Source organism: Streptomyces sp. NPDC087310 (assembly GCF_044744405.1).
Taxonomy (GTDB): Bacteria; Actinomycetota; Actinomycetes; order Streptomycetales; family Streptomycetaceae; genus Streptomyces.
Map to the genome: position 1 here is coordinate 21,650 of NZ_JBIUYF010000012.1, position 18,608 is coordinate 40,257.

The 18,608-nt window shown below is 72.2% G+C and carries 15 protein-coding genes; 11 read left to right on the plus strand and 4 right to left on the minus strand.

Going from position 1 to position 18,608, the window contains the following annotated elements; genetic code table 11:
* Positions 1 to 2: 2 nt before the first annotated feature.
* The 3 genes from ACIO3P_RS35740 (at position 3) to ACIO3P_RS35750 (ending at position 1,531) form a co-directional block, all read left to right on the plus strand.
* On the plus strand, positions 3 to 560 hold the full coding sequence (locus ACIO3P_RS35740; protein ID WP_401855327.1) for a hypothetical protein: 558 nt from the start codon (positions 3 to 5) through the stop codon (positions 558 to 560).
* Positions 561 to 626: 66 nt separating this feature from the next.
* Positions 627 to 1,184, plus strand: coding sequence for a hypothetical protein (locus ACIO3P_RS35745; protein ID WP_329822962.1), 558 nt, complete (start codon positions 627 to 629; stop codon positions 1,182 to 1,184).
* Positions 1,185 to 1,297: 113 nt separating this feature from the next.
* Positions 1,298 to 1,531, plus strand: coding sequence for a DUF397 domain-containing protein (locus ACIO3P_RS35750; RefSeq protein WP_329822963.1), 234 nt, complete (start codon positions 1,298 to 1,300; stop codon positions 1,529 to 1,531).
* Positions 1,532 to 1,648: 117 nt separating this feature from the next.
* On the opposite strand, the gene ACIO3P_RS35755 is transcribed toward ACIO3P_RS35750, so the two are convergent.
* The 4 genes from ACIO3P_RS35755 to eccB form a co-directional block, all read right to left on the minus strand.
* Positions 1,649 to 1,957, minus strand: a complete 309-nt coding sequence (locus tag ACIO3P_RS35755; protein ID WP_329822964.1) for a WXG100 family type VII secretion target — start codon at positions 1,955 to 1,957, stop codon at positions 1,649 to 1,651.
* A 57-nt stretch (positions 1,958 to 2,014) separates the two neighbouring features.
* Complete coding sequence (locus ACIO3P_RS35760; RefSeq protein ID WP_329822965.1) at positions 2,015 to 2,362, minus strand: WXG100 family type VII secretion target; 348 nt, start codon at positions 2,360 to 2,362, stop codon at positions 2,015 to 2,017.
* Positions 2,363 to 2,882: 520 nt separating this feature from the next.
* Positions 2,883 to 3,998: a type VII secretion-associated serine protease mycosin gene (gene mycP / locus ACIO3P_RS35765; protein ID WP_401855330.1), complete on the minus strand. Its 1,116-nt coding sequence runs from the start codon at positions 3,996 to 3,998 to the stop codon at positions 2,883 to 2,885.
* A 233-nt stretch (positions 3,999 to 4,231) separates the two neighbouring features.
* The gene (eccB, locus tag ACIO3P_RS35770; RefSeq protein WP_329822966.1) at positions 4,232 to 5,773 is read right to left on the minus strand and encodes a type VII secretion protein EccB; all 1,542 of its coding nucleotides are present in this window, start codon (positions 5,771 to 5,773) and stop codon (positions 4,232 to 4,234) included.
* Positions 5,774 to 5,973: 200 nt separating this feature from the next.
* Here eccB and eccE point away from each other — a divergent pair, with 200 nt between their 5' ends.
* From eccE to ACIO3P_RS35810, 8 genes are all read left to right on the plus strand, one after another.
* A complete protein-coding gene (eccE, locus tag ACIO3P_RS35775) occupies positions 5,974 to 7,257 on the plus strand; it encodes a type VII secretion protein EccE (RefSeq protein ID WP_401855333.1) in 1,284 nt (427 codons plus the stop codon).
* Positions 7,258 to 7,292: 35 nt separating this feature from the next.
* On the plus strand, positions 7,293 to 8,033 hold the full coding sequence (locus tag ACIO3P_RS35780; protein WP_329823082.1) for a hypothetical protein: 741 nt from the start codon (positions 7,293 to 7,295) through the stop codon (positions 8,031 to 8,033).
* Between the two features lie 379 nt (positions 8,034 to 8,412).
* Entirely contained in the window at positions 8,413 to 12,057 is a 3,645-nt protein-coding gene (locus tag ACIO3P_RS35785) for an SCO5717 family growth-regulating ATPase (protein ID WP_401855336.1), read from the plus strand.
* A gap of 196 nt (positions 12,058 to 12,253) precedes the next feature.
* The gene (locus ACIO3P_RS35790; protein ID WP_329822969.1) at positions 12,254 to 14,161 is read left to right on the plus strand and encodes an ABC transporter substrate-binding protein; all 1,908 of its coding nucleotides are present in this window, start codon (positions 12,254 to 12,256) and stop codon (positions 14,159 to 14,161) included.
* Positions 14,162 to 14,164: 3 nt separating this feature from the next.
* Positions 14,165 to 15,241: an ABC transporter permease gene (locus ACIO3P_RS35795; protein WP_329822970.1), complete on the plus strand. Its 1,077-nt coding sequence runs from the start codon at positions 14,165 to 14,167 to the stop codon at positions 15,239 to 15,241.
* The gene (locus tag ACIO3P_RS35800) at positions 15,238 to 16,242 is read left to right on the plus strand and encodes an ABC transporter permease (RefSeq protein ID WP_401855338.1); all 1,005 of its coding nucleotides are present in this window, start codon (positions 15,238 to 15,240) and stop codon (positions 16,240 to 16,242) included. The genes ACIO3P_RS35795 and ACIO3P_RS35800 overlap by 4 nt, the downstream gene beginning before the upstream one ends.
* Positions 16,239 to 17,279, plus strand: coding sequence for an ABC transporter ATP-binding protein (locus ACIO3P_RS35805; RefSeq protein ID WP_401855341.1), 1,041 nt, complete (start codon positions 16,239 to 16,241; stop codon positions 17,277 to 17,279). Before ACIO3P_RS35800 ends, ACIO3P_RS35805 begins: the two co-directional genes overlap by 4 nt.
* A gap of 229 nt (positions 17,280 to 17,508) precedes the next feature.
* Positions 17,509 to 18,528, plus strand: coding sequence for an ABC transporter ATP-binding protein (locus ACIO3P_RS35810; RefSeq protein WP_329822973.1), 1,020 nt, complete (start codon positions 17,509 to 17,511; stop codon positions 18,526 to 18,528).
* The last annotated feature ends 80 nt before the right edge of the window (positions 18,529 to 18,608 follow it).

Sequence of the window (18,608 nt, forward strand, 5' to 3'; positions counted from 1 at the left end):
CCGTGCTGACTGTTCTCGCTCTCGTCGGCGGGCTGTTCCTCACCTTCAACACCAATGCCCTCGGCCCGGAGAAGGTCTGTCACGGCAGGCTGTCGGCCGACAACGTCCAGCGCCCGGGGCGGCGGAGGAGCGGGGCGGTCGGCTCCTGCTGCCCTCGTCCTGTACGGCGCTCGCCGACCCGGCGGCTCCGGGTGACAGGGCGGTGGTTCGGGCCCGGATTCCGGCTCGGCAAGGTCATGGGGCCGAAGGGGCAGTCCGTAGAGGAGCGGACGTCCGGCGACTTCGACAGCGCGTGGTTCTGCGACCTCTCCTTCACGGAGGACGAAGGGAACGGCCCGTTCACCGGACTGGCCGTCGTGAAGGACCCGGAACTGGCCGCGTCGCTCAAGGACCGAGGCGTCGAAAAGGCCGTGTGCGGGGGCGAGGAGACGTACTTCCTGCTCGACAACGTCGACTACCCCTGGGAGCCGAAGGAGCGCGCGGCGACGGGGTTTCCGTCCGAGAAGGAACTGAGCGACCTCTTCGCCACGGCCGCGCACGGGGCTCTCGACTGCTCGTGACGGAATTCCGGCCGCCCAGGGGCTCATCCACTCCGTATCGGAAGGTCCGTGAGAACAACGGACAGCATGTCGTTCACGCTTGAATCGTGGGAGACCCAGCAGGGCCATCGCAGCACTCATCAGTACGGCTGGCGCGGTACCTCGGAGGTCTTCGGCGAAATCGTGGTGACCTACCCCGTTGCCCGCCGGAGCACCTGGGCCCGGATCGGAGTGGACGGGGAGCGCATCCCCGCATCGTCGTTCGAGGGCTTCGCGGACGGCAGCCGCCCGTCCCTGTCGCTCATGGAGTTCCGGGTGGGCACCACACCGGTTCCACTGAGCAGAAGGCGGTGGGCCCTGACGAAGAAGGGCCGTTCTCTGCGCCTGGCCCACGGCGGACACACGTACACCTGCACGGCCACCCGACGCGGAAAGGGCTATGTCGTGGCCCGTGAAGGCGTGCGTGTCAGGGTCTCCCCGAAGGGGCGTGGGAGCAGGAGGCGTCAGACGGTCGAGGTGCACGGTCCGGCCGAGCCGGTCGACCTCTCCATCGCGGTTGTCTTCACCGGCGCCAATTTGGCCAATCTCACCGTGCCAGGGGCCGTCAGATCCGCTCTGGCCAGGCTCCTGGACCTCAACTCCTGATGTCCCCGGGCGCGTGAAGGGGGTGCTGTCCGGCATCCGGCGCGAGGGGCGCCGCCGACTACGGATACCTTGGTCTGCGACTCCGTACCGTGACGAAGAAGGGGAGGCCCCTGATGGGTACTCAGCAGGAGAAGGACGAGCTGTACGCGCTCGACATCAGTGGCGTGGAGTGGCAGGGCGCTCCCGGCACGAGTCCGGACGAGGAGCGGGTGGAGATCGCCTATCTCCCGGGCGGGGCCGTCGCGATGCGGTCGTCGATGGACCACGACACCGTGCTGCGGTACACCGAGGCCGAGTGGCGGGCGTTCGTACTCGGGGCGAGGGACGGGGAGTTCGACCTGAAGTGAGCCGGGAGCCCCGGTAGGGCCGGAAGGCTGCCGCAGGACGGCCGAGGGGCACGCCCGGTACGGTGCGTGCCCCTCCCCGTGTTTCCCGGCCTGGACGTGTTTCCCGGCCTGGACCGGTCAGTACGCCTCGGTGAAGTACCGCGACGCCTTCACATCGGTGGCGCGGTATCCGTCCTTGCCGCTCTCGATCAGCTTGGCGACCTTCTCCAACTGATCCCTCATGTGCGTGGCGTTGCCCTTGTACTTGCGCTGGAGCGCCTCGTACTCCCCGTGGGCCTCACCGTCCCAGGTGTCGGTCACCACCTTGAGCGCCTGGTCCATCTCCTCAAGGTCCTTGATGATGTTCTTCGAGACCGTCCGGATGCGGTTGGCCATCTCCTGGACGCTCTCGTACCGAACCCGGGTGCCCGGATCTGTGCCGGCCATGCTGTTCTCCTCGATATGTGGTCGATCGGCCGTACGGCCGCGAGCGGGTCGGTCGTGTCAGATGTTGTTGAGACCCGAGGTGTTCTGGGCGGCCTCGGTCCTGGCGGCCGCGAACTGGGCCCGGACCTCGTCGTCCTGCTCGTTGCTCAGGTTCTTCGTCTGGCCGACGGCGTTCTCCAGAACGCTGAGCAGGCGGAGGATCGCGTCGTGATCCTCGTTGATCATCACCTGGGCCGAGACGAAGCCCGAGGCGCCGACACCCGTCCATCCGGCGCTGACCGTCGCGATGATGTCGGCCAGCTCCCTGGCCTGCTTGGAGACCTGCTCCTTGGTCTCCGTGATCTTGGTCTTCGCCTGGACGATCGGGTCGTCTGAAAGTCCGAACCCACCTGCGGGGCTGCTCATCCGGAGTCCTATCTATCGGTTCCCGGCCCGGCACACGCGATCGCCGCCGGGCTTCTTCTCTTCGCGCGCGCCGCAGGAACCGGCCGTGGTGTGTGCCCCGGACGTTCCCGTACGTACGTCGCGCTTGCCCCCGTGTCTCAGAAGAGGGGGAAGCAATGGGTGAGGATGGATTTCCCGTCGGAAGGGGCGGTACGCCTCGCTGACCGGAGGGCGGGAATCCTCTCCGCCGTCCAGCTTGTCCCCCGCCATGTCAGGTCCCCCATGACCCCCGTCGACCCCATGGGCTTCATCGCACTCGTGAAGCCACGGTCACTTTAGCCATATCCCCTCCCGGCCCCAACACCGGTTTCGGGAGAGAGATCGACTTCACTCGTCTTCACTCGCCGGAACTCACCGCACAGCGGAACTCGTCGCACAGCGGGGCGGCGCCGTACGGCGCCGCCTCAGGTCCGCCGCCCGCTTCCGGTCCGTCGTCTCAGGTCCGCTGTCTTCAGGTCCGCTGTCTTCAGGTCCGCCGTCTTCAGGTCCGCCGTCGCGGGCCGCGGCGCCGTGCGTCCCGTCGTCGCAGGTCCCGTAGCACCGTGGCCGATCCCGCGACGACCGCGACGAGCACTCCGCCGATCCCCAAGGCGTACGTGGCGTACCGTTCCGACCGCTCCTGGCTCGTCTCGGAGAGCGCGAGGTGCGCGGGCTCGGGCGCGGGCGCCTTGGGCGGGCCCGGGTCGGGGCGCGGGGACTCGGGCGCGCGGTCGTCCTCGGTCAGCGCGCGGAGCGGGTCGACGACACCCCAACCGACGAAGTCGTCATGGCCGTTGACGCTGCGTTCGGCGGTCTGCTCGATCTGCGCGACGATCTGGTGGGCCTTCCACTGCGGGTGCTTGGCGCGCAGCAGCGCGGCGACGCCCGCGACGTACGGGGCGGAGAAGCTCGTGCCGTTGTCGACGCACTGGCCGTTGCCGGGGACGGTGGAGACGATGTCCACGCCCGGCGCCGCCACCCCCACGAACCCGCCGGACTGGGAGAACGCGGCGCGTTCGTTGTTGCGGTCGGAGGCGGCGACCGCGAGGACGCCCTCGAAGGCCGCCGGGTAGGTGTTCTTGCGCGCCCCGTCGACCCCGTCGTTGCCGGCCGAGGCGACGACCACGATCTCCTGGTCGAGTGCGCGGCGTACGGCGCGCCCCAGGGCGGAGTCCGCCGTCAACGGCTTCGTCGTGTCCTGGGAGATGTTGATGACATCGGCGTCCTTGGCGATCGCGTGGTCGATCGCGTCGGCCATCGTGGTGTCCTGGCCGCTGTTCTTCTCGTCGTTCTGGCGGATCGGGATGATGGTGGCCTCAGGGGCCAGTCCGACGAATCCGGTGCCCTTACGGGGGCGCGCGGCGATGATCCCGGCGACCTTGGTGCCGTGGCCGACCTTGTCGTCCGTACCGTCGCCGTCGGCGCCCTTCTCCATCTTCTTGGCCAGGAACTCGGTTCCCGCGGAGGTGTCGACGGCCTTCCTGAGCTGCCGGTTGGTGTTGTCGACCCCGGTGTCGATGACCGCGACGCGCACCCCCTTGCCCTTGGTGTCCGCCCACAGCTCGTCGAGTATCACGCGCTGGAGGGGCCAGGGGGTGCCCTCGATCTGCTTCTTCATCGGGAACGAGCATTCGCCGCTGCCGTTTATCCCGAGGCTCCAGGACGCCGCTCCAGGGCCCTCTCCGGGCCGTTGTGCGGCGTGGGCGGGAGGAAGCGCCGTCAGCCCCGTCAGGGCCGTCACAGCGGCCACCACGGCGGTTTTCAGGCGTACGTGAGGCAGGCGCGGGTGGGGCAGGCGTACGTGAGGCAGGCGTACGTGAGGATTCTGCGGCATCGGGTCCCGGTCCTCCCTCACGAGCCCTGCGGCTGACGGGCGCTGTTGGTGTCGAGGCGCGGCCCCTTCGACAGGAACTCCGACCAGGCGATCGGGACCAGGGCCGGGGTGACCTTCTCGTAGCCGAGCCTTATCTGTGCCTCACTGGGCTCGGGGCGGCCGTCCTGCTGCTCCTGCCGCTCCCCCGTGCCGATGTCCGAACGCGCGGCGTCGCTGTCCCCGTTCGCCTGGACCGCGTACCGCAGCCCGGTGTCCGTCACCAGGAAGAGCGAACCGTCGGGGTTGGTCTGCCGGCCCCGCACCTGCGTGTAGAGCAGCCCGCTGCCCGGGGTGACGTACGTGCTCGTGCCCGCCGCGGTGATGTCCGCGGGGTACGCGGCGCCGGCCCAGGTGGAGAGGGTCGCGCGGCCCTTGTCGTCGACGGAGCGGAGCACGCTGCACACGGTGTCGCGGGCGCCTTCGCCGCTCTCCGTGTTGACCTGGGTGGCGCGCCGCTCGGGCCAGCGGTTCTCCGCGCCGAAGGTCTCCGCGTCCGGGGTGATCGACTGCGCGTCCACGGTGTCGGCCTCGCCGCCCATGTCCAGGTCGCCGGTCTGCGGGGAGTTGATCAGCAGCCAGGCGGTGAACTCCGACACGGGCTGGACCTTGCCCTGGAGGACGACGTAGTGCTGCGGCCCCGCGCCGGTCTGCGCGAGCAGCACCTTCCCGACCCGGTCCTGCTCCTCGGTGAGCCCGCCGCCGACGCCCGCGTCCGAGGCGACCTCGCCGGGGACCTCGGGGAAGTCGACGGAGCTGCCGGTGTGCAGCGTGGCCAGCCAGTCGTCGGTGACGGACTGCGGCTCTCGGTCGCCGACGAGCGCGCGGGTGAGGTTGTCGCTCGGCTTGTCGCTGACCAGGTACTTCGTACCGTTGGCGTCGACCAGATAGCGCGCCCCCTTCTGGCCCTTCACGTACAGCACCTGCGCGCCGGTCAGCCGCTGGCCGCCGTCCGTCCTGGCGAAGTCGCGGTCGGCGAAGAGGAACGCGGCCTTCTGTACGCTGCCGCCCTTGCCACCGCCCGGCTGCTCGCAGACGGCCCACCGCTTGGGCTCGGCCGCCTCCGTGTCGCTGGGGAGCCGGTCCGGGGCGTACGGAATGCCGAGAACGGGGCCGCGCGGGGGCTTGCCCGCGTCCAGGATCTTGTCGGGCACCTGGATGACCGCGAACTCCTTCGGAGTGAGCAGGAGCCGCGCCGACGCCAGGTTCAGCACGGGGTGGAGGAGCGTCTCCTTCTGCTTCCCCTTGCCGGTGCTCAGCACGACGTAACGGGTGGTGGAGTCCTTGCCGACGATCACCTTGGTGTCCGGCTTGGCCCAGTCCTTGGGCGCGGTGGGCTTGAACATCCCCCATGCCCCGAACCCCGCCAGGATCAGCGCGCCGACGATCAGGCCGGGGACGACGGCGCGCAACGGTCTGGGCGCGCCTTCCTCCACGGTGGTGGCCGAGGGTTGGAGAAATGCGGCCACCGTGCGCTTCTTCGCGAAGGTGTACGCGTTGAGCTCATCCCGCCGTGATGCCATGAGTCCCCATCGATGAAAAAAGGCTCGGTCGCCCCCGGGGGCAGGGCACGTCGGCATGGCCCCCGGGCCCTGCCTGACTGTCGGACCGGCCCCCTACTATGCCTGTAGGCCGGGCGTGGTGGTGGGGCGGGTAGGGTGACCGAGCTGCCAACACCCTGGTCGGCCAGGGTGATCGGGACGAATTGGGGGGTTTCTCCATCATGGCTTCAGCGACGCAGACGCGGCCTGCCGCGACCGCGCCGTCCGCCGCCGCCTCCCCAGGCCAGGCGACGCCCGGACTGAAGGCGCGGCCAGGGCATTTCGGACCTTTTCGAATGCAACAACTCGTACTGATCGAGCTGGCGGCCGCTCTGCTGCTGGTGGCGTGGGTGATCAGCCCCCTGCTGCTGGTCCCGGCCGGTGTGCTCGCCGCGCTGCTGGTGCTGCTCGCCCTGGTGCGCAGGCACCGGCGCGCGCTGCCCGACTGGCTCGCGACGGCCCTCGCGCTGCGCGCCCGGACGCGCAGGGCCGCCTCCCTGGTCGTTCCCGCGGGTACGGAGCCGGGGCTGGCGCCCGCCGTGGAGTGCGACCCGGCGCTGCGTACGTACGCGTACAGCGACCGTGACCGGCGCCCGGTCGGGATGATCGGCGACGGTACGTTCCTGACGGTGGTGCTCCAGATCGAGTCGGACGCCACGGCGCTGCGGCCCGACCGCTCGGCCAGGCCGCTGCCCGTCCGTCTCGTACGGGACGCGCTGGACGTGGACGACGTACGGCTGGAGTCGGCCCAGATCGTGCAGCACACGCAGCCCGCGCCCGCCCCGCACCTGCCGGAGCAGTCGGTGGCGGCCCGCAACTACGCGCCGCTGCAGGCCCAGACCGGCTCCCCGGCCGTGCGGATCACGTGGATAGCGCTCAAGCTCGACCCCGAGCTCTGCCCCGAAGCGGTGGCGGCGCGGGGCGGCGGCCTGGTGGGCGCCCAGAAGTGTGTGGTGCGCGCGGCGGACCAGCTCTCCAGCCGACTGGCGGGTGCCGGATTCCGCGCGGCGGTGCTGACCGAGCAGGAGCTGACCGCGGCGATAGCCGTCTCGTCGTGCGCCAATCCCCTGGCCATAGCGCAGGCGGGACGCACGGAGACGCCCGTGCGGCGGACGACGGAGACATCGCGTACGTGGCGCTGCGACGACCGCAGGCACACCTCGTACTGGGTGGCACGCTGGCCGGAGCTGGGCGGCGGCGGTGCGCCGATGCCGCAACTCGTCGCGCTGCTCACGTCGATCCCGGCGCTGGCCACGACCTTCAGTCTCACGCTGGGGCGCGGCGAGCGGCAGGGGGTGACGGTCAGCGGACACGTACGGATCACGGGGCGCAGCGACGAGGAGCTGGTGACCGCCCGTCATGAACTGGAGCGCGCGGCCCGCGGGGTGAAGACCGGGCTGGTGCGTCTGGACCGCGAGCAGGTGCCCGCGATGCTCGCCACTCTTCCGCTCGGGGGTACTCGCTGATGTCCGTACCGACAACGGGGTCCGCCGGGGCTTCGATGCCCGCGATGATGCGGGAGCCGGTCAGGGGCCGGGGCAAGCCGCGGATCGGCTTCGGGCTGCTCGGGCCGCGCCGTGAGCGCCACGCGCTCTCCTTCGACCAGTTGGAGGCGCTCGCGCTGCCGGTCGGGGACGACGGGGTGGTGATCGGCGTGGACGCGGGGAACCGGCCCGCCGTGCTCGGCGTCAACCGGCCCACTCCGTACGACATCACGCTGATCGGTGGCCTGTGGACGGCCCAGGTGCTGGTGCTCAGGGCCGCCGCGACCGGCGCGCGGATCGCGGTGGAGACGGGCCGGGCGCATGTCTGGACGGGGCTGGCGCAGGCGGCGGGCGGGGGAACCCCCTGCATCTCGCTGCACGACGTGGGGCGGGTGCCGCCGCAGGGCGCCTCGGCCGGCAGTCCGGTGCTCGTGGTGCGGGACTGCGGGATGCGGCCGCCGCGCGGGCGCGTGGTGTCGGCGCCGTGGCAGTCGGTGCTGACGCTGCTGCCGTATCTCAGCCCGGTGGCGCCGAGGCTGATGGAGAAGTCGGCGCTCGTCGGCCTTCAGCGGGTGTCGCCGGACGAGGCGGTGCAGATCGGCCGGATCATGAGCCTGCCGCGCGCCGAGACGGAGGCACTGTCGACGCTCTCGGACGGGGTCACCCTCTGGTGCACCGCGCGGGACCGGCAGTTCGTGATGACACAGGCGACGGACGCCGAGACCGGATTGTTGGGCAGCGCGCGCCGGATGGACTGAGGCGGCGCCGTACGCCCACGGTGCGGCCCACCCGGCGCGATTCCGCCTGTCAACACAGGGGCGGATATACCGATTCGACCACCCTTGCACCGTTCTCGTCCCCCGGTACGCCCGCCCCGTACGGGGCCGGAACCTCACGTTCCGCGCCACCGGGGTCACTTGGGGACAGGACGCGACGTACGGGGCGGGCGTTGACGGGGCGGTCCGCCCTGCCGTATCGGCACCGTTGGCGATTAGGGTGGGTGTGGGCGCGGGAGCAGAGAACCTGCGGGCAGACCGGCCGCGCCGCAAGGGGAAGAGCCGGGCGGACCGGAGTGACGGATTTCGGCCGCCCCCACCCACCACGGCACAAGGGTGCTCGACCACACCAGGAGGCAAAGTGAACGGCGATCGGGACGAGATCCGCGGCGGCTGGAACCGGCCTGCCGCGGACGATCAGTCCGACGCGGAGCCCGAGATGACGGGTGAGTTCACCATCGACTACACCCCGCCCGCCTGGTACACGCAGAACGCGCCGGGGGACACGACCGGTGGCGGTGCGACGAGCGCACCGGCCTTCACGAACTCTCCCCCGCCGCCCGGCGGCGCGCCCGTCGCGGTGCCTGGGCTGCCCGCGGGCGGCGGCTTCGAGCCCCACTGGGCGCCGCAGCCCCCGCCCGCACCGCAGCCCGGAACCCAGGCGCAGCCGACGCCGCCTCCGGCGCAGCCCGCGCCGCAGTCGGGGCCGCCCGGGGCCGAGCCCGCGCGCGCCGCAGACCCGACGACTCCAACGCCTCCGACGCCTCCTGCGTCCGCGCCCGGAGCGTCGGAGCCGTTCGGCGGTGGCGACGTGGAGAGCGGCGCGACGATGCGGTTCTCCCCGACGGCGCTGAAGCGCGAGATCGAGAAGCACGAGGCGGCGAAGAACGGTGCGCCCGGGACGGCGGAGACGGCGGGGACGGCTGAGGCCGACGCACGGCCCGACGCCGACGCGAGCCCGGAAACCGCCACGCACACGGCCCCGGACGTGGAGAACTCCGGGAGCGCCGCGAACGGTGCGGCCGGCGCAGAGGCAGACGCAGAGGCGGAGAACGCGAGCGCTCCGTCCGTAGCGCCGACGCCCGTGACACCGACGCCCGTGACGCCGACATCCGTGGCGCAGGCGTCCGAAGAGGCATCCCCCGCCCCGTCCGCCGCGGACGGGGCGTCGGCCGACGACGGTGCGGCCGACGGCGCGACGGCGCCGGACGCGGCGCGAGGTCCGGCCGGACCGGACGCGGAGGACGGCGCTGCGGACGTACCGGCACCGGAGGCGGCTCCCGAGCCGGCCCCGAAGCCCGAGGCCGCGTCCGACGCCATGTCCGAGGCCGCGTCCGACACACGCGAGGACGGCGTCTCGGACGCGGTCCCCGCGTCCCTGAAGGACGGGGCGGCCGACGAGCCCTCCGACGCGGTGCCCGTGGCCGAACCGGCGGACGCCGTGGCCGATGTCGCCGACGCCGCCCCGCAGGACGCGGTGCCCGCCGACGAGCCCCAGGACGCTCCCCCGGCCCCCGCGCCGGCCCAGCCCTGGGCGCCCCAGCCCGGCGCCGTACCGGGCGCCGGGCTGCCACCGCTCCCGCCGGCGTTCCAGCCGGCCGCGCCGGTGTCCGCGCCGCAGTGGCCCGTATCGGCGCAGTCCGCCGAGCAGTCCGCCCCGCCGCAGAGCCAGGCCCCGGTGGCCCAGGCGCAGCCGCAGCCGCAGGACCAGCCCCCGAGTGCGCCCCAGGGGCCGCCTCAGGGCGCGCACACGTGGCCCGCGCTGCCCCCCGCCCCGCAGCCTCAGGGTGGCTACGGCTTCCCGCAGCAGGCCGGTCAGAGCGGCCAGGGCCCGTCGGCCGCTGCCGTACCGGCGCCGCCCGCCCCCGTACCGCCTGCGCCGCAGCCGCCCGCCGCGCTGCCGCCCGCGGCGTCCGCGCCGCCCACGGGCCACGCGCCGAACTTCCCGGGCCAGAACGCCCCCGTACCGCCCGCCGGTTACGGCTTCCCGCAGCAGCAGGGGCACCCGGGCCTCCCCGTCCCCGCGACCGCGCCGCAGCCGCCCGCGCCGCAGAGCGGGTACGGCTTCCCCCAGCAGGGCGGATACGGATTCCCGCAGTCCGGCGCCCCGGGCGGCCCCGGGCCGCAGCAGCCCCCGCAGGCGGGTTACGGGTTCCCGCAGCAGCAGGGCCGACCGGGCGCGGAGGCTCCCGTACCGCCGTCTCCGCAGGTGCCCCACCTCCCGGCCCAGCAGGCCGCCCAGCCGCCCCAGGGGCAGACTCCCCCGCCCCGGCCCGGCGAGCCGCAGCAGCTCCACCAGGCGCTGCCGCAGGCCGCGCCCGGTGCGCCGCCCGTCGACCCCCGTACCGGCGCGGCGTGGCCCTCCGCCGTCGCGCACGACCACCGCGAGCGCTCCGTACCGGGCGCCCCGCTCGGCTACACGGCGGCCGTGGAGCTGTCCTCGGACCGTCTGCTGCGCAACAACAAGCAGAAGGCCAAGAGCAGCCGCAATCCGTCCGGTGGTTCGCGCTTCAAGATCGGCGGGAAGGCCGCGGAGGCGGAGCGGCAGCGCAAGCTCGAACTGATTCGTACGCCGGTGCTCTCCTGCTACCGGATCGCGGTCATCAGCCTCAAGGGCGGCGTCGGCAAGACCACGACGACGACCGCGCTGGGCTCGACGCTGGCCTCCGAGCGGCAGGACAAGATCCTGGCGATCGACGCCAACCCCGACGCCGGCACACTCGGCCGCCGCGTACGGCGCGAGACCGGGGCGACCATCCGCGACCTGGTGCAGGCGATCCCGCACCTCCACAGCTACATGGACATCCGCCGGTTCACCTCGCAGGCCTCGTCCGGTCTGGAGATCATCGCCAACGATGTGGACCCGGCCGTCTCCACGACGTTCAACGACGAGGACTACCGGCGCGCGATCGATGTCCTCGGCAAGCAGTACCCGATCATCCTCACGGACTCGGGCACCGGTCTGCTCTACAGCGCGATGCGCGGCGTGCTGGACCTCGCCGATCAGCTCATCATCATCTCGACGCCCTCCGTGGACGGCGCGAGCAGCGCGTCGACGACGCTCGACTGGCTCTCCGCGCACGGGTACGCCGATCTTGTGCAGCGCTCTCTGACGGTCATCTCCGGGGTCCGCGAGACCGGCAAGATGATCAAGGTGGACGACATCGTGCAGCACTTCGAGACCCGCTGCCGCGGCGTCGTCGTGGTGCCCTTCGACGAACACCTCTCGGCGGGCGCCGAGGTGGACCTCGACATGATGCGCCCCAAGACGCGCGAGGCGTACTTCCATCTCTCGGCGCTGGTCGCCGAGGACTTCGTACGGGCGCAGCAGGCGCAGGGTCTGTGGACGGCGGACGGCCAGCCGCCGCCGCATCTCGCGCCGCCGATGCCGGGCTACCAGGGCCAGCCGATGCAGGGTCAGGGGCCGGGGCCGCAGGGGCAGGCGCCGTACGGGCAGCCGCCGCAGGGCCCGCCGTACGGGCAGCCGATGCACGGTCAGCCGCCGTACGGGGCGCCGCACCCCGCGCAGCACGCGCAGGGGCTGCCGCAACAGGGACAGCCGGTCCAGGGGCTGCCGCAACAGGGACAGCCGGTCCAGGGCCCCCCGCAGGGCCGGCCGTATCCGCCCCAGCAGTACCCGCAGCCGCCGGTGCCCCAGCAGGCTCAGCACCCGCACCCGCACCCGCCCCAGCAGGCCCAGCCCCCGGCGTACCCGTACCCGCCGCAGCAGCAGTACGGCGCGCCGCAGCCGGGGCCGGGCGTCCAGCAGGGGTGGCAGCAGTCCCCGCCGTCCCAGGCGCAGCCCCCCGCGGGCCCCGCGGGGCCGCCGCAGCCGCAGCCCGGAGGGCCTGCCCAGCCGGACGCGTACGGTCTGCGCCCCCCGCACGCCCCGCCGCACACCCCGTCGGCGGACCCGTCGGAACAGCCCGACGCGCAGCGCCCCGTACCGCCGGCCGGGTGGCCTCAGCAGCAGCCCCCGGCAGCACCGCCAGCGCCTCAGCAGTAGGGCGTCAGAGGTAGAGACCAATGAGGGGCCGCACCGTCTTCACGGTGCGGCCCCTCAGCGCATTCCCGCAGACCACACGGGGTTTGGGCGGCCGTTGACGCGGCCGACGAGCGCTGATAAACCTTCGCTTCACCAGTTGACGAACCAGCATCAACCCGGCTTCTCCGTACGAGTGATAACACGAGGTCACCGTCCCATGGTCGAAAGAGTTCCGCCGCGTACGCCGCGGCAGGCCGCGCCCCGGCCCTTGCACCGGCCCGAACCCCGCCCCGTACGGCAGCGCCGCCGTCCCCGTCTCCGTCACCTTCTGGCCTCCGTCGCCGCCTCCGCCGCGCTCGTGGCCGGATCGGTGGTCCCGCTCGGGCCGCTGCTCCCCGCGCCCGAGCAGGCCCGGGCCGCCGACGGTAAGAACGTCCTCACTGTCGCGGTCAGTCAGAGCGTCGACTCGCTCAGCCCGTTCCTGGCGCAGCGGCTGACCAGTACCAGCATCCACCGGCTGGCGTACGAGTACCTCGTCAACTACGACCCCAAGGACGCCCGTCCGGTCCCCGGCTTCGCCACCGCGTGGAAGTCGTCCGCCGACAAGTTGACGTGGACGTTCACCATCCGTGGGGACTCGAAGTGGTCCGACGGACAGAAGGCGACGTCCGAGGACGCCGCCTGGACGTTCAACAAGATGATGACGGACCCGGACGCCGCCACCGCCAACGGCAGCTTCACCGCCAACTTCGAGAAGGTCACGGCGCCCGACCCGGCCACGCTGGTCGTGAAGCTGAAGAAGCCTCAGGCGACCATGACGGCGCTGGACGTGCCGATCGTGCCGAAGCACATCTGGGAGAAGGTCGGCGACTTCTCCACGTTCAACAACGACAAGACGTTCCCGGTCGTCGGCAACGGTCCGTTCGTCATCACGGACTACAAGGTCGACCAGTACGTCAAGCTCAAGCCCAACAAGGACTTCTGGCGCGGCGCACCCAAGTTCGACGAACTGGTATTCAAGTACTACAAGGACGGGGACGCGGCCGTCGCGGCGCTCCAGAAGGGCGAGGTGTCCTTCGCCTCCAACCTCACCCCGGCCCAGGCCACGGCGTTGAAGAGCGCCAAGGACATCAAGGTGAACAACGCCCCGGGGCGGCGCTTCTACGCGCTCGCCACCAACCCCGGCGCGCGGTCGAAGGACGGTAAGAAGTTCGGCAACGGGAACGCCGCGCTGCTCGACCCGGCGGTACGCAAGGCGCTCTTCCAGGCCGTGGACCGCGGCACGATCATCGACAAGGTGTTCCAGGGGTACGCGGTCGAGGGCCAGGGGTACATCCCGCCGCGCTTCGCCTCGTACTTCTGGCAGCCCTCGGACAGCCAGAAGATCGCGTACGACCCGGCCGCGGCGGCCGGCACGCTCGACGCCGCCGGCTACCGCAAGAACGCCGCCGGCAAGCGTCTGGGCAAGGACGGCAAGCCGCTCGACCTCCGGATCCTCTGCCACGCCACCGACCCGAACGACAAGGCGATCGGCAAGTACCTCCAGGAGTGGTGGGGCGCGCTCGGCATCGGGCTGAAGGTCGAGTGCCTCGACAATGTCTCCGACCCGTGGATGGCCGGTGACTACGACCTCGCCTTCGACGGCTGGTCCGTCAACCCCGATCCCGACTTCGTCCTCTCCATCCACACCTGCGGGGCGCTGCCCGCCACGCCGAAGGACACCGGCGCGACCGACAACTTCATGTGCGACCAGCGGTTCGACGAGCTGTACGCGCAGCAGTCGGCGGAGTACGACACCGCCAAGCGGGCGGATCTGGTCAAGCAGATGGAGTCGCGGCTGTACGACACCGGGTACATGAACGTCATGGCGTATCCGAACGCGGTCGAGGCGTACCGCACCGACCAGATCAAGTCGATCACGACGATGCCGGAGGCCGCCGGAAACATCTGGGGCCAGGACGGCTACTGGAGCTGGTGGTCCGCGGCGCCCGCCGACGACAGTGGCTCGGGGGGCTCCTCCTCGACCGGTGTGCTGATCGGGATCGGCGCCGTCGTGGTGGTCGCCGCGGCGCTCGGGGGCTTCTTCGTGCTGCGGCGCCGGTCCACCGCGGAAGACCGTGAATAACTCATGAGCACCGCGAGCACGCCCGGTACGGTGCGGGACGCGGCGGACGGCCCGGTCCTCGCCGGGCCGTCCGGCCCCGCCGCCCGCGCCGCCTCGGGCACCAGGACCGCGTATCCGCTCTATGTGGCGGGGAAGCTGGGCGGGGCGCTCGTGTCCCTCTTCGCCGTCCTCGTCACCAGCTTCTTCCTCTTCCGGATCATCCCCGGGGACCCGGTCAAGGCGATGACGCACGGGGTTCCGACGTCCGCCGAGCAGTTGGCGACGCTGCGCCGCCAGTTCGGTCTGGATCTGCCGCTGTGGCAGCAGTTCACCGACTACTGTGCCAAGGCGCTCAGCGGCGATCTGGGCACCTCGTACCAGTTCCACGCGCCGGTGGGCGAGCTGATCGTCCAGAAGCTGCCAGCGACGCTGCTGCTCACGGGCGTCGCCGTGGTGCTCTACTCGGCGCTCGGGCTCTGGCTCGGTACGCGCTCCGCGTGGCGCAACGGCAGCCTCGGCGACCGGCTGAACACCGGCGTGGCGCTCACCCTGTGGTCCGTACCCGCCTTCTGGCTCGGGCTGCTGCTGATCATCTTCTTCTCGGTGGGTATAGGGCCGATTCCCGGCATGTTCCCTACCGGTGGCATGGAGTCGGGTGACACGACCGGCTTCGCGTACGTCGTGGACGTGGCGCACCACATGGTGCTGCCGGTGACCACGCTGGTCGCGGTCGGCTACGCGCAGACGCTGCTCGTCATGCGGTCCTCACTGCTGGACGAGATGGGCAGCGACTATCTGACGACGGCGCGCGCGAAGGGGCTGCGGGACGACCTCGTGCGCCGCCGCCACGCGGTGCCCAACGCGATGCTGCCCACCGTCACCATGGTCTTCATCAATCTGGGCCATGTTGCCGCCGGTTCGATCCTCGTCGAGACGGTGTTCTCCTGGCCGGGCCTGGGAGGGCTGTTCTACTCGGCGCTGAGCGTGCCCGACCTGCCCCTCGTCCAGGGGCTGTTCGTCGTCTTCGCCGGCGCGATGATCCTGATGAACCTCCTCGCCGACCTGTTGTATCCGCTGCTCGATCCCCGGGTGGGCCGATGACTGTGGAGAAGACCCCGCCGACGCCGCCCGTCCCGTCCGGGTCGGCCTCGTCGTCCGATGGGGCGCCCTCGGGTGCGGGACCGTCCGACGTGGCACCGTCCGACGCGGCACCGTCCGCTTCCGCGCTCGCCTGGGCCCGGCGGCGCGGCTCGGTGGCCCGCTTCTGGGCGCAGTACCGTACGCACCGTACGGGGCTCTTCGGCCTCGCCGGACTCGCCCTCATCGCGCTGCTCGCGCTCCTCGCCCCGCTGCTCGTCGGCGGCGACGTGGCGAGTGTGACGGATGCCCCGGGGACGGCCCTGGAGAAGCCCAGCGGCGCGTTCCCGCTCGGCACGGACCAGTTCGGCCGGTCGCTGCTGGGGCTGCTGATCTGGGGGGCGCGGGTCTCGCTGACCGTCGGTCTGCTGGCCGCCGCGCTCTCGGTGGCCATCGGCACGCTGGTCGGCGTCATCGCCGGGCACTACGGCGGCTGGTTCGCCACCGTGGTCATGCGGATCACGGACTGGTTCCTGGTGATGCCGACCCTGGTGCTGGCCATCGTGCTGGCGACGGTCATGTCCCGGTCCATCTGGACGGTGATCCTGGCGATCGGCGTGACGAGCTGGCCGACGACGGCGCGGCTGGTCCGGGCGCAGACGATCGCCGTCGAGTCCCGCCCGTACATCGAACGCGCCCGCGCGCTCGGCGGCGGGCACCGCCACGTCATGACGCGCCACGTGCTGCCCAATGTGATGCCCCTGGTCCTCGCCCAGACGACGCTCGGCATCTCCAGCGCCATCCTGACGGAGGCGACGCTCGCCTTCCTCGGCCTCGGCGACCCGATCATCATCTCGTGGGGCGGCATGCTCCAGGACGCGCGCGAGGCGGGCGCGGTGTCCTCCGGACACTGGTGGTACCTGGCGCCGCCCGGTATCGCGATCGCGTTCGTCGCGCTCGCCTTCACGCTCTGCGGCCGGGCGATCGAGGCCGTGCTCAACCCGAAGCTGGGGGTTCCCCGTTGACCACCACGACAAGCGAGACACCGCAGGCGGGCGCAGGAGGCGCCGTCAGCCTGCTGGAGGTCAGGAACCTGCGGGTGACGTACGGTACGGGGCCACGCGCCGTGCCCGCCGTACGGGGCGTCGACCTGACCGTCGAGGCCGGCAGCAAGCTGGGCATCGCGGGCGAGTCGGGGTGCGGGAAGTCCACGCTGGCCCTGGCGCTGCTCCGGCTGCTGCCGCCCGCGGCGAAGCTCTCCGGAGAGATCCTGCTCGACGGCGAGGACGTCCTCACCATGAAGTGGGGCCGGCTGCGCGCCGTACGGTGGGCGGGCGCTTCGATCGTCTTCCAGGGGGCGATGCACTCGCTCAACGCGGTGCACCGGATCGGCGACCAGATCGCCGAACCGTTGCTGCTGCACCGGCGTGTCACCCCCGGCGCCGCGCGGTCGCGCGCCGCCGAGTTGCTGGAGCAGGTCGGGCTCTCGGCCGCCCGCGCCGACGCGTACCCGCACGAGCTGTCCGGCGGCCAGCGCCAGCGCGTCATGATCGCGATGGCGCTCGCCTGCGATCCGCGCCTGATCGTCGCGGACGAGCCGACCACGGCGCTCGACGTGATGATCCAGGCGCAGATCCTGCGGCTGATCGAACAACTCGTCGCCGATCAGAACATCAGCCTGCTGATGATCAGTCACGACCTGGCCGTGCTGGCGGACACGTGCGACCGGCTCGCCGTGATGTACGCGGGCCGGATCGTCGAGGAGGGCCCCGCACGGGGCGTGTACGACGCGGCGGAGCACCCGTACGGCCGCGCCCTCTCCGCCGCGTTCCCCCGGATCGGGGACCTCGCGTCGCGCCGTGCGCCGCGCGGGCTGCCCGGCGACCCGCCGGACCCGGCGGCGCTGCCGTCCGGCTGTACGTTCCATCCGCGCTGCCCCGTCGCGCTGGACGCCTGCGCCCACGACGACCAGGCGCTGCGCGACGTGGGCCCCGGGCGGCGCGCGGCGTGCGTGCGGGCGGGCGCGCCGATCACCGCCGCCGCGGCGGAGCCGCTGCTGTGACGGGCGCCGTACGCCGCACCGTGGGGCGCCCCGTACGCCCCGTACGCCGCGTTGCGCGTCGCCCCGTACGCCGCGCAGTACGCCGCGTACGGGGCATGGCGAAACGTATCCGCACCGCGCCGTCCAAGCGCCCCGCCGGGCGTCGTCCCCTTCGTACGCTCCGTACGGTCCGGCAACGCACCCCAGTGGTCCGTACGGCCGCCGGACGGCCTTCTCCCAGGAGCCAGCCATGACGACCACCCCCGCGCCGTCGGTGCCCCTGCCGCCGGCGCCGCTGCTCTCCGCCGCCGGGCTGAGCGTGACCTTCCAGGGCCGGCGCGGCGCCGCGCCCGCCCGCGCCGTCGACGGGGTCGACCTCGACATCGCCCCCGGGGAGATCGTCGCCCTGGTCGGCGAGTCCGGCTGCGGCAAGACCACCCTGGCGCGCTCGCTGCTCGGTCTGGTGCCGCCCACGGCGGGCGGGGTCACCTTCGCCGGGGAGCCGCTGGGGTACGGCTCACGCGCCCTCAAGGCGTACCGCAAGCGCGTCCAGCTCGTGCTCCAGGACCCGAGCGGGTCGCTCAACCCACGCCACACCGTGTACGACGCGGTCGCCGAGGGCCTGCGGATCCACGGCTACCCGGGCGACGAGCGCGCCGCCGTCGCGGAGGCGCTGTCCCGCGCGGGGCTGCGACCGCCCGAGCGTTTCTTCCTGCGCTACCCGCACGAGTTGTCGGGCGGGCAGCGCCAGCGCGTCGTCATCGCGGGGGCGCTGGTCCTGAAGCCCGAACTGATCGTCGCGGACGAGCCGGTGGCGTCCCTGGACGCCTCCGTACGGGGCGAGATCCTGGCGCTGCTGCTGTCGCTGCGCGACGAACTCGGGCTCTCCGCGCTGGTGGTGACGCACGATCTGGGGCTCGCGTGGAACATCGCGGACCGGGTGGCCGTGATGTATCTCGGCCGGATCGTGGAGACGGGCCCCGTCGAGGACGTCCTGACAGCGCCTCAGCACCCGTACACGCAGGCGCTGCTCTCCGTACTGCCCGAGTCGGACGGTGCTCCGGTCGTCCTCACCGGCGAGCCGCCGGACCCGTCCCGGATCCCGGACGGGTGCCGCTTCCACGCGCGGTGCCAGGTACTCGCGTCGGGCGCGGCGGAGCGCGCGGGTGTCGCGGACCGCTGCCGTACGGCGCCGCTGCCGATACTGACGGGCGGCTCCGGGGCCCAGGTGGCCTGCCACGTCGCGACGGCGGGGCGCACGGCCGAGTGACGGGGCCGGGCAGCGAGTCACGGCGCGGCGACATCGTCGCGCCGTACGGCGCGGCATGGGGCGGTACGGGGCGGCATCAC

Excerpts from the sequence above, each read along its gene's own strand:
- mycP (WP_401855330.1), bottom strand. The coding sequence starts at position 3,998 with ATGAAGAAGCAGATCGAGGGCACCCCCTGGCCCCTCCAGCGCGTGATA.
- eccB (WP_329822966.1), bottom strand. The coding sequence starts at position 5,773 with ATGGCATCACGGCGGGATGAGCTCAACGCGTACACCTTCGCGAAGAAG.
- ACIO3P_RS35790 (WP_329822969.1), top strand. The coding sequence starts at position 12,254 with ATGGTCGAAAGAGTTCCGCCGCGTACGCCGCGGCAGGCCGCGCCCCGG.
- ACIO3P_RS35795 (WP_329822970.1), top strand. The coding sequence starts at position 14,165 with ATGAGCACCGCGAGCACGCCCGGTACGGTGCGGGACGCGGCGGACGGC.
- ACIO3P_RS35780 (WP_329823082.1), top strand. The coding sequence starts at position 7,293 with ATGCCCGCGATGATGCGGGAGCCGGTCAGGGGCCGGGGCAAGCCGCGG.
- ACIO3P_RS35745 (WP_329822962.1), top strand. The coding sequence starts at position 627 with ATGTCGTTCACGCTTGAATCGTGGGAGACCCAGCAGGGCCATCGCAGC.
- ACIO3P_RS35755 (WP_329822964.1), bottom strand. The coding sequence starts at position 1,957 with ATGGCCGGCACAGATCCGGGCACCCGGGTTCGGTACGAGAGCGTCCAG.
- eccE (WP_401855333.1), top strand. The coding sequence starts at position 5,974 with ATGGCTTCAGCGACGCAGACGCGGCCTGCCGCGACCGCGCCGTCCGCC.
- ACIO3P_RS35800 (WP_401855338.1), top strand. The coding sequence starts at position 15,238 with ATGACTGTGGAGAAGACCCCGCCGACGCCGCCCGTCCCGTCCGGGTCG.
- ACIO3P_RS35750 (WP_329822963.1), top strand. The coding sequence starts at position 1,298 with ATGGGTACTCAGCAGGAGAAGGACGAGCTGTACGCGCTCGACATCAGT.
- ACIO3P_RS35810 (WP_329822973.1), top strand. The coding sequence starts at position 17,509 with ATGACGACCACCCCCGCGCCGTCGGTGCCCCTGCCGCCGGCGCCGCTG.
- ACIO3P_RS35760 (WP_329822965.1), bottom strand. The coding sequence starts at position 2,362 with ATGAGCAGCCCCGCAGGTGGGTTCGGACTTTCAGACGACCCGATCGTC.